The sequence below is a fragment of the Shewanella halifaxensis HAW-EB4 genome, assembly GCF_000019185.1.
Lineage (GTDB): Bacteria > Pseudomonadota > Gammaproteobacteria > Enterobacterales > Shewanellaceae > Shewanella > Shewanella halifaxensis.
The window spans coordinates 3,413,864-3,427,726 of the sequence record NC_010334.1 but is presented as its reverse complement, the minus strand read 5'-3'; the positions used below and the strand labels follow the sequence as shown (position 1 = coordinate 3,427,726).

14 protein-coding genes are annotated in these 13,863 nt (G+C 44.9%); 7 read left to right on the top strand and 7 right to left on the bottom strand.

Features of this window, described 5'->3' with window-relative positions:
* From oleC to SHAL_RS14585, 4 genes are all read left to right on the top strand, one after another.
* Positions 1 to 1,722: an olefin beta-lactone synthetase gene (gene oleC / locus SHAL_RS14600; RefSeq protein ID WP_012277898.1), complete on the top strand. Its 1,722-nt coding sequence runs from the start codon at positions 1 to 3 to the stop codon at positions 1,720 to 1,722.
* A 6-nt stretch (positions 1,723 to 1,728) separates the two neighbouring features.
* Complete coding sequence (gene oleD, locus SHAL_RS14595) at positions 1,729 to 2,832, top strand: 2-alkyl-3-oxoalkanoate reductase (protein ID WP_012277897.1); 1,104 nt, start codon at positions 1,729 to 1,731, stop codon at positions 2,830 to 2,832.
* Between the two features lie 285 nt (positions 2,833 to 3,117).
* The gene (locus SHAL_RS14590) at positions 3,118 to 3,561 is read left to right on the top strand and encodes a hypothetical protein (protein ID WP_012277896.1); all 444 of its coding nucleotides are present in this window, start codon (positions 3,118 to 3,120) and stop codon (positions 3,559 to 3,561) included.
* A gap of 38 nt (positions 3,562 to 3,599) precedes the next feature.
* Positions 3,600 to 3,821, top strand: a complete 222-nt coding sequence (locus SHAL_RS14585; protein ID WP_012277895.1) for an amphi-Trp domain-containing protein — start codon at positions 3,600 to 3,602, stop codon at positions 3,819 to 3,821.
* An 86-nt stretch (positions 3,822 to 3,907) separates the two neighbouring features.
* Here SHAL_RS14585 and SHAL_RS14580 read toward each other — a convergent pair whose 3' ends face one another.
* Positions 3,908 to 4,756, bottom strand: coding sequence for a mechanosensitive ion channel family protein (locus SHAL_RS14580; RefSeq protein WP_012277894.1), 849 nt, complete (start codon positions 4,754 to 4,756; stop codon positions 3,908 to 3,910).
* A gap of 258 nt (positions 4,757 to 5,014) precedes the next feature.
* Between SHAL_RS14580 and SHAL_RS14575 the strand changes: the two genes are divergently transcribed.
* Together SHAL_RS14575 and SHAL_RS14570 are read left to right on the top strand one after the other, a co-directional pair.
* Positions 5,015 to 5,680, top strand: coding sequence for a glutathione S-transferase (locus SHAL_RS14575; protein ID WP_012277893.1), 666 nt, complete (start codon positions 5,015 to 5,017; stop codon positions 5,678 to 5,680).
* Between the two features lie 166 nt (positions 5,681 to 5,846).
* Entirely contained in the window at positions 5,847 to 6,587 is a 741-nt protein-coding gene (locus SHAL_RS14570) for a cytochrome b/b6 domain-containing protein (protein WP_012277892.1), read from the top strand.
* 90 nt (positions 6,588 to 6,677) lie between these two features.
* Here SHAL_RS14570 and SHAL_RS14565 read toward each other — a convergent pair whose 3' ends face one another.
* Positions 6,678 to 7,523, bottom strand: a complete 846-nt coding sequence (locus SHAL_RS14565; protein ID WP_012277891.1) for a pseudouridine synthase family protein — start codon at positions 7,521 to 7,523, stop codon at positions 6,678 to 6,680.
* A 283-nt stretch (positions 7,524 to 7,806) separates the two neighbouring features.
* Here SHAL_RS14565 and SHAL_RS14560 point away from each other — a divergent pair, with 283 nt between their 5' ends.
* Positions 7,807 to 9,540: a phospho-sugar mutase gene (locus SHAL_RS14560; RefSeq protein ID WP_012277890.1), complete on the top strand. Its 1,734-nt coding sequence runs from the start codon at positions 7,807 to 7,809 to the stop codon at positions 9,538 to 9,540.
* A gap of 168 nt (positions 9,541 to 9,708) precedes the next feature.
* Here SHAL_RS14560 and SHAL_RS14555 read toward each other — a convergent pair whose 3' ends face one another.
* The 5 genes from SHAL_RS14555 to SHAL_RS14540 all read right to left on the bottom strand — a co-directional run bounded on the left by SHAL_RS14555 (position 9,709) and on the right by SHAL_RS14540 (position 13,849).
* Positions 9,709 to 10,446, bottom strand: a complete 738-nt coding sequence (locus SHAL_RS14555; protein ID WP_012277889.1) for an ETEC_3214 domain-containing protein — start codon at positions 10,444 to 10,446, stop codon at positions 9,709 to 9,711.
* A gap of 2 nt (positions 10,447 to 10,448) precedes the next feature.
* Positions 10,449 to 10,601, bottom strand: a complete 153-nt coding sequence (locus SHAL_RS23290) for a hypothetical protein (RefSeq protein WP_190273655.1) — start codon at positions 10,599 to 10,601, stop codon at positions 10,449 to 10,451.
* Between the two features lie 38 nt (positions 10,602 to 10,639).
* Complete coding sequence (locus SHAL_RS14550; protein ID WP_012277887.1) at positions 10,640 to 12,187, bottom strand: transglycosylase SLT domain-containing protein; 1,548 nt, start codon at positions 12,185 to 12,187, stop codon at positions 10,640 to 10,642.
* A gap of 61 nt (positions 12,188 to 12,248) precedes the next feature.
* Positions 12,249 to 12,848 (bottom strand): LPP20 family lipoprotein, encoded by a 600-nt coding sequence (locus tag SHAL_RS14545; protein WP_223296196.1) that lies wholly within the window; start codon positions 12,846 to 12,848, stop codon positions 12,249 to 12,251.
* Between the two features lie 2 nt (positions 12,849 to 12,850).
* Positions 12,851 to 13,849, bottom strand: a complete 999-nt coding sequence (locus SHAL_RS14540; RefSeq protein WP_012277885.1) for a YajG family lipoprotein — start codon at positions 13,847 to 13,849, stop codon at positions 12,851 to 12,853.
* Between the last annotated feature and the right edge of the window lie 14 nt (positions 13,850 to 13,863).

The following is a 13,863-nucleotide window of genomic DNA, read 5'->3' as shown; positions in this document are numbered from 1 at the left end:
ATGGTAAGTCAGTTGACTCAAAAAAATGACGGCGCAAATTTGTGCCGTCATTTAGTTAGTGCCGCACAGACTATCCCCGATTCACTAGCGGTTGCAGTGCAGCAATCTAAGGGCAGAGCCGTAAGTGGTCTGCGTTATCAAGAGATGGATTTTCAAACCCTCAACGCTAAGAGCGATGAGCTGGCTAGCGCGCTTATCAGCCATGGTTTAATGCCTGGCATGAAAGCGGTATTGATGGTCACTCCTAGCATCGATTTTTTCTGCTTAACCTTTGCCCTGTTTAAGGCCGGCATTATTCCTATCTTGGTCGACCCTGGCATGGGCGTTAAAAACCTTAAGCAGTGTTTTATTGAGGCTAAGCCGGACGCTTTTATCGGGATCCCCAAAGCCCATATCGCCAGACGGCTTTTTGGCTGGGGCAAACCCACGGTTAAGCACTTAATCAATGTGGGGGGCAGCGCTTTCGCTCAGGCGCTGACGGGGGCGACGAGCCTAGAGAGCCTATTGAAAGCGAACAGGTCACCAACTACAGTGCCATTTAATATGCAGTGGCTCGATGAAGATGCCATGGCGGCAATCTTGTTTACCAGCGGCAGTACGGGCACGCCAAAGGGCGTGGTTTATTCCCATAAGATGTTCGAGGCGCAAATTACCGCGCTTAAACATGATTACGCCATTAAACCAGGCGAACGTGACTTAGCCACCTTCCCGCTGTTTTCACTGTTTGGTCCCGCTTTAGGTATGGCATCTATCGTACCGGATATGGATGCCAGTAAACCCATTACCGCCAATCCTGATTTTATCTTTGCTGCCATCGATAAATATCAGTGCAGCAATATGTTTGTAAACCCTGCGTTGATAGAGCGCCTTGGCCAAGCGGGTGAAGCCAAACAACACAAACTGGCTAGCATTAAACGGGTGATCTCAGCTGGAGCGCCAGCGACCATCTCATCGATTAAACGCTTTAGTCAGATGCTAAATCAAGACGTTGAAGTGCTTAACTCTTACGGCGCGACCGAGTCTTTGCCTATTAGTAAAATTGGTAGCCAAGCCTTGTTTGACACGACGTTTGTGACCGATAACGGTGGCGGGATTTGTGTCGGTAAAGCCATTGATGGCGTTGAAATTGCCATCATAGCTATCGACGAGCAGCCGATTATACATTGGCACGACAGCTTAGCCTTGCCTGTTGATGCAATAGGCGAAATCGTCGTTAAAGGCCCTATGGTCAGTCGCAGTTATTATCAGCGTGAAAGCGCGACGCAGGTGGCTAAAATTCAAGATGGCGCCAGTATTCGCCACCGTATGGGTGACTTGGGCTACTTGGATAGTGATGGTTTGCTGTGGATGTGTGGCCGCAAGGCTCATCGCGTCGATGCCGATGCTCTGCCTGCAACGAATAATCAGGCTCAACGTTATTACTCTATTCCTTGTGAGCGTATTTTTAATACCCATAGTGATGTTAAACGCAGCGCGTTAGTGGGCGTAAAGGTGGCGGGCAGGGTGACACCTCTTGTCTGTATCGAGCTCAAGCAGTCGGTCGCCTGTTCGTTATCGGGTGTGCTTTATAGTGAGCTTCGCGCGATTGCCGAGCAGCATGCGCAGACTCAAGGTATAGATCGCTTCTTCATTCACCCCGACTTTCCGGTGGATATTCGCCATAATGCCAAAATTTTCCGTGAACAATTAGCGGTTTGGGCACAAAAGCAGATAAAGGAGTAGTGCACTTTGTCATTAGCTAATAAGAATCAAACTCCTGTGCTTGAGGACTTCTTACCCGAAGAACAGGCCGCGCTGTTGGCCCTGAAGCAAAAGGTGAATCGTGCCTTTGTAACCGGAGCTGGGGGCTTCTTAGGTAAAGCCATTTGTGAGCGTTTACTTGCCGCAGGCATTAACGTCACAGGCTTTGCACGGAGTGAATATCCCGAGTTAAGCGCAATGGGCGTGAATATGATCAAAGGCGATATCGCCAATGAGCAAGCCCTGCTCGATGCTATACAGGGCTGTGATGTGGTGTTTCATGTGGCATCCAAAGCCGGAGTTTGGGGCAGTAAACAAAGCTATTTTTCACCCAATGTCGATGGTGCTCACCATATTATTAATGCCTGTAAAAAGTGCAATATTGAGTGCATCGTGTATACCAGCACCCCGAGCGTCACCTTTGCCGGCGCGGATGAAGAGGGCAATGATGAATCTGCTCCCTATGCTAAGCAGTTTCTCAATTTCTATGGCGAATCGAAAGCGATTGCCGAGCAGATGATGCTAGCTGCCAATGGCGACAAGCTCAGTAATGGCAAATACCTTGGTACCACAGCGCTGCGTCCGCATCTTATTTGGGGGCCGAATGATCCTCATTTGGTGCCGAGAGTGCTTGAACGTGCCGCCGCTGGCAGGTTAAAGCTGGTAGGAAAAGAAGATAAGCTGGTCGATACTATTTATGTGGGCAATGCTGCCTATGCCCATATTCTGGCGGCGCTTAAGCTGAGCGAGACGAGTGCTGATAGAGCTAGCTGCGCAGGTAGGGCTTATTACCTGAGTAATGATGAGCCCATCACAATGGCGGCCATGCTCAATAAAATTCTCGAATGTAAAGATCTCCCGCCTGTGACTAAGCGAGTGCCAAGCAATGTGGCTTATATTGCAGGCTGTGTGCTTGAGTCAGTATATGGGTTATTAGGCAAAAAAGATGAGCCGATCATGACTCGTTTTGTCGCGCGCCAGCTTTCAACCAGTCATTACTTCGATATTAGCGCGGCCAAAAATGATTTAGGCTACAGCGCCTTAGTGAGTATTGATGAGGGAATGGAGCGACTTAAAGCCTCTTTACAATAAACAAGGGTAGATTGATACTGACGACTAAGTGTAAAAAAGCAGCAATATTCTTGCTGCTTTTTTATACCCATAGATTAATTATGTTCTCAAGTGACTGATATAAAGATATATTGCTCTTTAGATATCAGGGATAAATCACCATGAAGTTTCTTTGCTTATAATTAGTATAATCGTTTAATCGACTTGTTGTACTGACTTGTTATGTAAGTGAATAGGCTGATAAGTGATAAGTGATAAGTGATAAGTGATAAGTGATAAGTGACTCATTAAACTCAAGGAGGCGTTATGAAGGTATTGTCACTATTTTTAAGCCAGGTGTTGTTAGCCTTTTTTATCGTTTGCTTGCCTTTGAAAGCGGCAGATAATCCCTTTATTGGCAGCTGGAAGTTGGTTTCTGGTAAGTATCTAGACGGTAAAGGTCAGTGGGTTGAATATAGCGACCTAAAACTCAGCGCGATTAAAGTCATCTCCGCTAACCATTTTAGTTTTACTACGATGAAAAATGTGGGTAGTGACGCTAAGCCAACTTTAGAGTTTTGGGCCGCCGCAACGGGTGATTATGAATATACCGCGACCGATTATATCGAATATCCACACTTAAACTCATTTGGTGTTAATGCGGGGGAGTCTTTTACTTTCACCTATACCATAGAAGGTAAGGAGTGGCATACCCAGCGCACCGAAGATGGTGTGTTAAAAGAGCAGGAACATTGGACTAAGCTGGACTAGATTGTAGTAAACCTAACGTTAACTTTTAAGGGGATATGATGAGCAAGAAAGCGGATAGAGATATCGAAAAGGGTTATAGCAATGCTGAGTTTGCCGCCAAGCTTAGGCGCCTTGCTGACTCATTAGAGACGGGGGAAAAGTTTGAAATTCAAATCGCGGGTGAACGAGTTTATGTGCCAGTTAGAGCAAAATACACTGTTGAGCATGAACGTGGGGACTCGGAGGAAGAGATTGAGTTTCAGATAAAGTGGTCTAATTAATACGACTAAGATACTGTTACCGCCTCTACTGCTGCAGCGTTAATGATATCTTAATGCTGCACTTCATCTATTTCAGCGGTTGGTAACTACAGCAAGTTATCTTTACCAAAAGTCTCATGGTAGGCAATCATAAAATCTTCTCTGATTAACTGTTCTAAATGAACAGCTTGCTCTGTTGGACAGAAAATCATAATGTGAACAAATTGCTCGCCATTAATACCGCTACTAATATGGATATGGGGCTCCGAACCCGGTAAGTCGACGCCAGCATGCTTTTCGATAACGCTATTATAGCGTTTGGCAACTTCAATGAAATCTTCACAGTGAGCTTCGATTTTCTCATGTAACTCGGGGAACAGTGGGTACAGGTTTACGAATTCTACAACAGTGATATAAAAGTCGTGGTAGACATAACGCTTCATAAAGTTGAGGTTTTTAACCGCATAGCTAAAGAACATACTGTTAGGCAGGGTCGCGGTTTTTCCGGTGAAGTGATATTGACCATGGTGCAGGTCAATCTCTTGAATCACCGTCGCCATTAGGTTGTGCTCAATCACCTCACCGCAGATCTTTCCTACTTCAATCCAGTCTCCAATCACAAATGAGCGTGAGCTAGCTCTTTGAATTGAGCCGGTAAAGCAGAGGATAATTTCTTTCGATGCCACAACGAAAGCGATGGCAATGGCAGTAACGGAGAGGGCAAACTTATTGATCTCTGTTTGCCAGAGCATAAATAAAATAACAATAATTAAGATGAAAGTGCCATTTTTGGTGCGTGACATCCATTTACGTTGAACTTCAGTTAAAAACGCCACATCACCGCGAATTTGAGAGATCACTAAGCGCTTAATCATTGAAATTAAAACAATGATTAATACCGTTAGCAAAAGCTTATGGGTTAATAAAAAGTCCACTGCGATGGTTAGTTTATCCACGAAACCCTCTTAAAATAGCACCTAAAGTGTATGTTCTATAGTCGTATAAATCGGCTTAACTAAGTGATTTAACCGCTTTTACTTATGATGAAGTCACTCTACGGTTATCATAGGTAAAAAACAAGCTAGCTAATACTGGACAGATTACTTGATTGAGATTGATTTAAACTTAATTGAGCAGGTTCTATATTTTTAATTGCTTGATAAGCGATTTTGCTAGCTTTTTTATCGAACTCGTAGCGAGGGAGTAAAGCCATCATGAGTGCTATGTCGTCAACCGCCATACTTTACTCTTTACGCAATTGTCCCTATGCCGTTCGGGCAAGAATGGCTGTCTATGTTTCGGGCCGAACTGTTCTGCTACGTGAATTGCGTTTAGATAACAAGCCAGTCGAGTTGTTAGAGGCCTCACCAAAGGGGACCGTGCCAGTACTCGTGCTGCCCAGCGGTGAGGTTATTGAGCAGAGTCTAGAGATCATGCTATGGGCGCTTAGCCGTAGAGATCCAGCTAATTACCTTATTGCTGATAAGTCTGATAGGCAGCAGGAGATGCTAAGGTTGATTGGCCTGTTTGATAAGGAGTTCAAAACCTGTCTGGAAAGCTACCGTAGTGCTAAGCGCTATCATGGTGCAGACCTGTTCACTCGAAGAGCAGACTGTGAACGGTTTTTACAGATGCTTGAGTTAAGACTGCTTAAGCATCAATACCTCGTTTGTGATAAACCCAGTCTTGCCGATCTCGCAATTATTCCTTTTATTCGTCAATTTTCTCGCATTGAACGTCAATGGTACAGGCAGTCTCCCTACCCAAAGGTTAGAGATTGGTTGAGTGGCTACTTGCAGAGTCGAATGTTCAGTAAAGTTATGGCGAAATTCCCTATATGGTCAGCGTGTAATGACCAAGTCATCTTTAAAGATGACTGACCACTAATTTAGCAAGTTAAGATGTTTATCTTCTGTTATCCTTCGCTGTGGCGCTCTATGGTTTTAAACTAAAATTTACTGAAAAAACAGCTTAAAGGCGTATCATAAAGCTGTTTGTTTGAAATTTTGCAGATATGAGTGAATTATGATTTTCGGGGGAAAGTCGATGAGTGAAAAGCAACATAGTAATATTGAAACGGTATCTATTTACCGAGTGTGGGATAAACCCGTGCGCATTTTCCACTGGGTTAATCTGGTGTTGATCACTGCGTTAATGTTTGTCGGGTTAATCATGCTGTTTAAATCGGAACTTGGGATCAGCGGCCTAGCAGCAAAGATCAAACTCAAAGAGGTGCATATTGTAATTGGCTACCTTTTCGTGATTAATCTGCTTGTACGCTTGTTGTGGGGCGTTATTGGCAGTGGTTTTGCCAAGTTTTCCCATATGTGGCCCAGTTTTAAGGCAGCAAGTGATTATCGACAGGCATTGAAGGCCGGTAAGAATCCGCAGTACCTAGGGCATAACCCGTTGGGGAAATTAGCCGTTAGCGCAATATTTGCACTGTTAATTGTTCTCGGGGCCACGGGATTATTACGTGCAGGTACGGATGTTTTCTATCCTCCTTTTGGTGCGGCAGTTACCGAGTACATTGCAGCTGATGGCGTCGACCCCGCCTCGCTAAAACCCTATGATGATACTGGGGTTAATCAGCAGAAAGTGGCTCAGATGAAGCCCTATAAAAGCGTCATGGGTAAGGTGCATCGCTATGGCGCTTATCTGCTGATGCTAGTGGTACTTATTCATATTATCGGTGTGATTATCGCGGAGCTTAAGCATCAGCCCGGTATTATCTCGGCTATGTTTTCAGGTAAGAAACGACTTAAAGACAAACCGGTAGATGAGTAAAGATTTTTAGCATAAAACAGTGGACTCTTGAGGCGCTGGATATAAAAAGCCCACGTTCGTGGGCTTTTTAGTTATCGCTTACTCGCAAAATTAGCGTGCTTGAAACTCAGGGCGATAGCTTTGCGGCAGCTCGAACACTTTATCCTCACCGGTAACTGGGCAGACAAAGCTTAAGTGGCAGGAGGTCAGCTGCAGATTCGGTGTTTGCTCACTGCCATTACCATGCTGTCTGTCGCCGACAACTGGATGACCAAGGCTGGCCATATGGATGCGAATTTGGTGTTTACGCCCCGATTCGATTTTAACTTGCACTTTAGACTGGTTCAGCTCGCTGTTGTACTCTAAACGCTCGGCGTGTGACAGTGCCGACTTGTTATCCACATCGGTATCAATGGTGACTTTTCCATCGGGGAACTTGCCTTCCACTATCACCTGATAAAACTTATCTAGCGCGCGGGTTTCAAACAGTTTGGCGATGGCAGCAGTGACTTTTTTATTATGACCCAACACGATAAGCCCTGTTGCGGCTAAGTCGAGTCGATGAATGAGGTAGGCATTACGAGCCGGATTTAAGTGGGTCTCGATATAACGATTAATCGTGGTGTGGTCGCTCCACTTTGAGCCTTGACAACGCATGCCAAAAGGTTTGTACCAGATGCTGTATTGCTCTTGGTCGAACAGAAGCTCTGCCTCGGTTACAGTCTCATCTAATACCGCTTGGTTGTAATAAAGATGCAGCTCATCACCGACCTTAAGCGCCTTCTTAGCGCGGCGGAGACGATTAGTTTGCCTGCCATGACTGTGCCAAACCGCCCCTTTTTGCATGGCTTGCTTAATCACTTGCTTGGATAAGCCGGTTTCCTCAGCGAGCAGGCTTGCCGCATCAATCTCGGTAGACTGGACTTTGATATGGGTTTCTATTTTTAACGGGCTCATGATTAACAGTTCGCTGCATGGGTTATTTAGCAAGCCGGTAATTTTACACGATTAGCACACGTTTGGCTCATGCTTACGGATAACTTAATGCAGGCTAGGAGAATTCATGTTGAACTGTGCGATTCCTATGACGATTAAAATGTGATGAAAATTTAATGCAAATTGTCTTGTTCAAGCTAACTGCTAGGCTTAGTGTTTAGTAATGTTTTACAGTCGTAATGTGCTGCGCTTGGTTCAATATTCTTTAGCGGCCATTACCCATCGATAGTAAATGGAGCGAGTTATGGATACCCAATTAGCATTGAGAGTCAAACACTGGATGGCAACCGATCCCGACTCTTCGAGGCGTCAGGAGCTACAAGCCCTAATAGACTCAGATGATGGCGCTGAGCTTGAAGCGCGTTTTGCGGGGCGACTCGCATTTGGTACCGCGGGATTACGTGGCGTCGTGGGCGCGGGGCCGACTCGAATGAATCGATTAGTGATCCAGCAAACTTCTGCGGGTTTAGCATCATACCTAAAAGCACAAATTAGTGACGTATCAAGCCGCGGCGTAGTGATTGGTTATGACGGTCGCCATGACTCGAAGCAATTCGCCCATGACGCCGCCTGCGTATTAACGGCGATGGGAATTAAAGTCTATCTCACAGCAAATGTTGCTGCGACGCCGCTGTTGGCCTTTGGTGTGCTTCACCTTGGCTGCGCAGCGGGTGTTGTGGTCACCGCGAGTCATAATCCGCCGCAATATAACGGCTACAAGGTCTATTGGGGCAATGGCGCGCAGATCATTCCTCCCCACGACTCGGGTATCGCGGCTTGTATCGATAAAGCTGCGACCGAGGCTATTCCATTGTTGGAGATCCAGCAGGCCAAGGCCTCAGGCCTGCTGGTCATGCTAGAGGATGATTTTTATGATGCTTATCGCCAAGGTGTAAAGCAGGCGGCAGTATTGCAAAATCATACTCAGCCAGAGTCTGTCAGTTTGGCTTACACGGCCATGCATGGCGTGGGTAACGCGATGGCGCTTAATGTGCTGAAAGATGCCGGATTCACAAAAGTTTATTCAGTTGCCGAGCAGGCGTTGCCCGATGGTGATTTCCCAACGGTGAACTTTCCTAACCCCGAAGAGAAAGGGGCGATGGATAGGGTGATAGCCGAGGCCAAAAAGCATAACGCTATGCTTGCCTGCGCTAACGATCCCGATGCCGACCGTTTCGCCGTTGCGGTGCGAACCTATGATGGTGAGTATCAGATGCTTACTGGCGACCAAGTTGGTGTGTTATTTGGCCATTACCTATTAACCCATGCCAGTGATGATCAGCGCTTAACTTGCACCACGATTGTGTCATCGAGTTTATTGTCAAGGGTCGCACAGAGCCTCAATGCGACTTGCCTAACAACTTTAACCGGTTTTAAGTGGCTGACTAATGTCGGCATGAGTGAAGAGACAGACGATAACCGCTTCCTATTTGCCTACGAAGAGGCGCTCGGTTACACCGTTGGCTCTATGGTGTGGGATAAAGATGGTTTATCGGCACTGGTCGCATTTGCTCAGTTAACCGCTGAGCTTACCAGCCAAGGGCAAACTATTTGGGACCGTCTTGAAGCCATCTATCGTGAACATGGTTTTCATCTCAACGCCCAGGTAAGTATTGCCCTTAAACCGACGACGCCAAATATCGGCGCCTATTTACGTGAGCATCCCCCCGTTGAGATAGCAGGACATAAGGTGGTCTCGACTGATGATATCAGTATTGGTAAGCGCTTCTTTTCTGGTGGGAGTGCCGATGGCACAGAAGAAGAGATCGCGCTACCCGCTAGTGATGTGCTGATTTATCGTCTTGAAAATGGTGCTCGAGTGATCGTCAGACCGTCGGGCACTGAACCTAAGATTAAGTGTTACTACGAGGTGGTAGAAGCGATGTCGTCAGAAGACACATTAGTCAGCGCGCAGCAAAGAGCTCAATCGACTATGGATGATTTTATCGCTGCGCATCAGGCGGCGCTACCGAAGTAGGATCTATTAGATATGCAGGACTAGTCGGCTTTGTTGACTGACTGGCGAGTCGCTCACATGGGGAGGGGCGGCAAATAGGGACTTTCTGTCACGGTAGGTGAACAGAAAGCGCCCATTTGCTTTAAGCGTACTAAGTTGCATTAAGCGTACTAAATTGCATTAAGCGTACTAAGGGTTGATGAGTCGGAATTCTGAATTAGTTAAAATGGCCTCTTCCAGACTGCCTAGTCCTAGGGTGCTATAGCCATAAAAATTGGGCGTAAAATGTTCCCTCACTGCGATGGCCGACGCTGCGATATTTTCACCTAATAGCATATCATCGACCAATTTGGCTAAGGTCGCTCTTTTTCCTGCGTCCAATGTGTTATTGAACTCGCTATAACCACTGATTGATGAGTATAGGTTACTGAAATCGCCATTGGTGTTTTCTTCTATATAGTAACTTATTGTTTTAGATATGGTTGCTCTAATGTCATTGACAGATTCTTGGTGACTAAAAGAGGTCGTAAGTAGATCGCTACCTCCGGCGGAAGCCTTAGTGTCGGCACTGAAACCTGCTTTGGGAAACACTAGATAGGCTGAGATAGCGCCATCTTTACTAATGGCTGACAGGACGAATCGGTCATCACGATAGTATTTGATCACATCCCCCTTGTAAGTGTGTTTGATATATACGGGGGCACCAAAATTTTCTTCGAGGATGTCAGATGACGCCCGGATATAAATCTTGTCCAGCTTACTTTGCGAAGGGATATCAGTAAATTTGGATAATGAGAAATCATAGATTTTCTTCAGTGCATCGGTAGTGTCATTAAAACCACCTAAGGCGATAGCAACCAAAGACACAAGGGCGATAATTCTTGCTAGTTTTCCCTGAGTCTCAGCAGTATTGTCGTTATTATTCATTTTTACTCGTTAATATCTTTTAGCTTGTCTAATATATTGTCTTTACTATCTTCAACGGCTTCTTCTATCTGATCGATAGTATTCTGACCGAAAAGATCGATGATTTCGTCATCGTATTGCACACCTATATAGACCCCAATTGCTATCAACATCATAGGGATAATTTTAAACATATGTTTTATCTCTGTTTATATTATTGGTAAAGCGCGATTCGCTGATTCACCTTTTTGAGGTAATTTTTGGTTTCATCGTACGGTAATTGTTTTAGCAGGTGCTGGTAAACCTGATCCGGTGGCATCTTGTTAATCACTTCTGCGGCCTTGCGGATGTTAGTCGTACGGTTTTCGTTGAAGGCTCTAGCTACATTGCCTGCCCCAGTATTGTAGGCGGCAATCATGCAATAAAGGCGGCTTTGGGGATCAGTAATAGCTTTGAGGTACTTGTCGTTTAATATATGGAGGTAAGCGACACCAGTTTCAACATTTAATGGGGGTACATATAACTCTTCCGCCCTCATTGGTGCATCGATGTTGCGAATGTGCTTGTTAACATCATGACCTGCGCTTACAGGAACGACCTGCATCAAGCCAAAGGCTGGCACATGAGATTTTGCATCCGGCCTGAAACTCGATTCACTGTGCATAATTGCCATAATTACAGCCTCATCAATTCCCCATTTCTTGCTTTCTGCAGTGGCCAAAGGGTGATACTGGTTGGCGCGCAGATTTAAGCTCTTATTAGGTAGTTTTACTGTGTAAGAAACGATTTTTTTCTGGGCTGCAGGCTTAATCACTGCGGCTGGGACCACAATTTCAGCGACGGCCTGAGAAGCTTTGTCATGTCGCTCTACCTGTGAGGTTGTTTGCTTATTGACAACTGGTGCTTGTTCGGTCGCGAGTGTTACCGTCGGCTTGTCTGTGGCGTTATTCCGCAACTCTGCTTGTTTGGTTGTTTGCTTATCGGATACTTGTGTTTGTTCGGTCTGCAGTGCAGTTGTTGGTTTACTGTCAGAAACCATGGGCAGTAATGCAACAGTTTCAATTCCTAGTTCTTCTCGTTTACTGTCATATAGATCAGTTATATGCTTAAGGCGGACTTTGCCCTCGGCAAGCAAGATCTGTTTTTGCTTATGGGCTCTTTCAAAAATAAATGATTCTGGAATACCTGTTGCAGACTGAATCAATCTGTCTGCTTGAATATCCAACTCCTTCATTTGTAGCTCTATTTGTTTAATAATAAACGACTTTTCTTGTTTCTCCTGCTGCAGTGAATAATTGACTTGCACAAGCGATACGCTGGCCTGCGTGAGGTTTAAAATCTGACCATCGACGGTCAGCCCCTGTTGTACAATAGTAGGTGTGGACTCTGTAACAGCATCAGCATCAAGTAATACCGATATGGTAGCGGTGTTATTTTCATAGTCGATGACCTTCTTAACGGTGTTATTGTCAGTGTATTCGACACTTTTTGTTTGGTCAGAGACTTCACCACTCCCCCATTGACCTATGAGCTCGGTTCGCTGTTTGTCGAGAGCTTCATTATACTGGGATCTCCATGCCTCATATTCATCCAAATACTGGTTAACGTATTGATGAAAATCGGCAACTTTCTCTTCAAATGGTTGGTTAATGCGGGTTTTAGCCTGCTCTAATTCGGAGAACGAACTCTCTGTATTAGCGTTAGCTGAAAATACAATTGAGGTAATTGAAAAGGCGATGAGGGACTTGTAATAGTAGTTCATTGTTTTCTCTATTATGCCAAGTATAAAAAGAGGCTATCGAAATAGCCTCTAATAGTTTGTTTTATATTGCTTTAAGTGATTCTAACGCCTTGGATAAATCTTCGGCGGCTTTCTCATTATTGAACTTATTCCACAAGCTGGCATCTTGATTGGCGGTGTCAATCACAGTGTTGACGTTAGCTTGGTAGCTTTCTTTATCCATACCCACTAACACATATAAACCACCGCTAGGGCTAACCTGACTGACGATCACCTTGCTATTTGAAAGAGAACGCGTGACAACGTTTTTAGTGACGTTTTCAAATGTTTCAATAACATTTTCGTTGGCACCTTCCTGAGTGGTGGTATTGACAGTGCTATTGATGGCTTGTTTGAACATATTGTTGACGTCAATTTGAAACTGTGAGGCTAGCTGTACTCTGGCATCGTTAATAGCAATCTTGCGCATTACGTTCATGCCTGCAGCGCTCTTTTTCGCGTAACCCATGCCGCCAGCGGCCAAATCTGTAGGCATTACATCACAGATCCATGACGGTGCTTCAGCCGTTGGGGCATCGGGGAAGGTACAGTCAGCAAATTGCTGCGCTTGTTCAACAGTCTGAGTAGAAGAACAGGCCATTAATGTCAGTGTTAAGGCACTTACTAATATAGTTTTTCTCACGATTATAATCCTATAGCCCTTGCTTGGCATTCAAGGTCGAGATAACTACTACAACGCTTAGGAACAATTCTCGCCTCATCACCTTTCTTGATTTTTAAAGCGGTTTCTTCATTGATCATTACCCAAGAGTATTCAGGCTTAATGCCATGCATTGGGATATCGACTACATCTCCTTCACCAACGGCAAAGGTTTCTATTTCGCCCTCTGAGTTTTTGATAGCATTAGCAAATGAAACTTCAGTGTCAGGCTGAATGTTCGTCTTTGAGCCCATACCGATCTTTACCATTGGGCCACTATCGCAATGACGCAACTCTAATACTGGTGCGCTCGGGGCAAGTAACTCTTTCAGCTCACCATCATGCTCAATAGACTCAATTGCTGATGCCAATGCTAACCCAGAATATTGCGCTTCAGAAATAGGGCATCTTGAGTTGGTGGTTTCTGTGCTAAAAGAGTCATTCCCCCTTAGCTCAATACGCTTGATCAATGTCATATTTGGTAGTGATACGACTTTTGTTATTGCTGCAAATTCGACTCGGTAGTCACAGCTAGCCGGAATTTTTTTTGTCTCACCATCTTTATTCTCATAGTAGCGGGTTTCATTATGAGATTTACTGAGTTCACTCTTAGTAACTTCTGTGATAATAGCAAAGTCAGCAATGGGCACGCCCTTGGTGTTATAGCGTCCACTTTGTTCTGCGAGCTTTATTTCAGTTTGGAGTTTGCTGGCTAAATTGCGATCAACAACCTTAACACCGGAGTTTATAAGTTGTGTTTCAAGTTGATTTATTAGAGTCGCTTTCAGCTTGTCAGCTGCAGACTCTTCAAAATTAATATCAATTGGTAATACAATATATTGCTTATCACCACTTTTTATTGTTGGAACATCAGAGGTTTCAATATTCACCATAGTATTCGGGTGACAGACGTTCTCAGGGCTAGAAGCACATGCTCCTAATAACAAAGACACACTGAGAGCGACCACTGTTTTATTAAGCATCTTTAACTCCATTG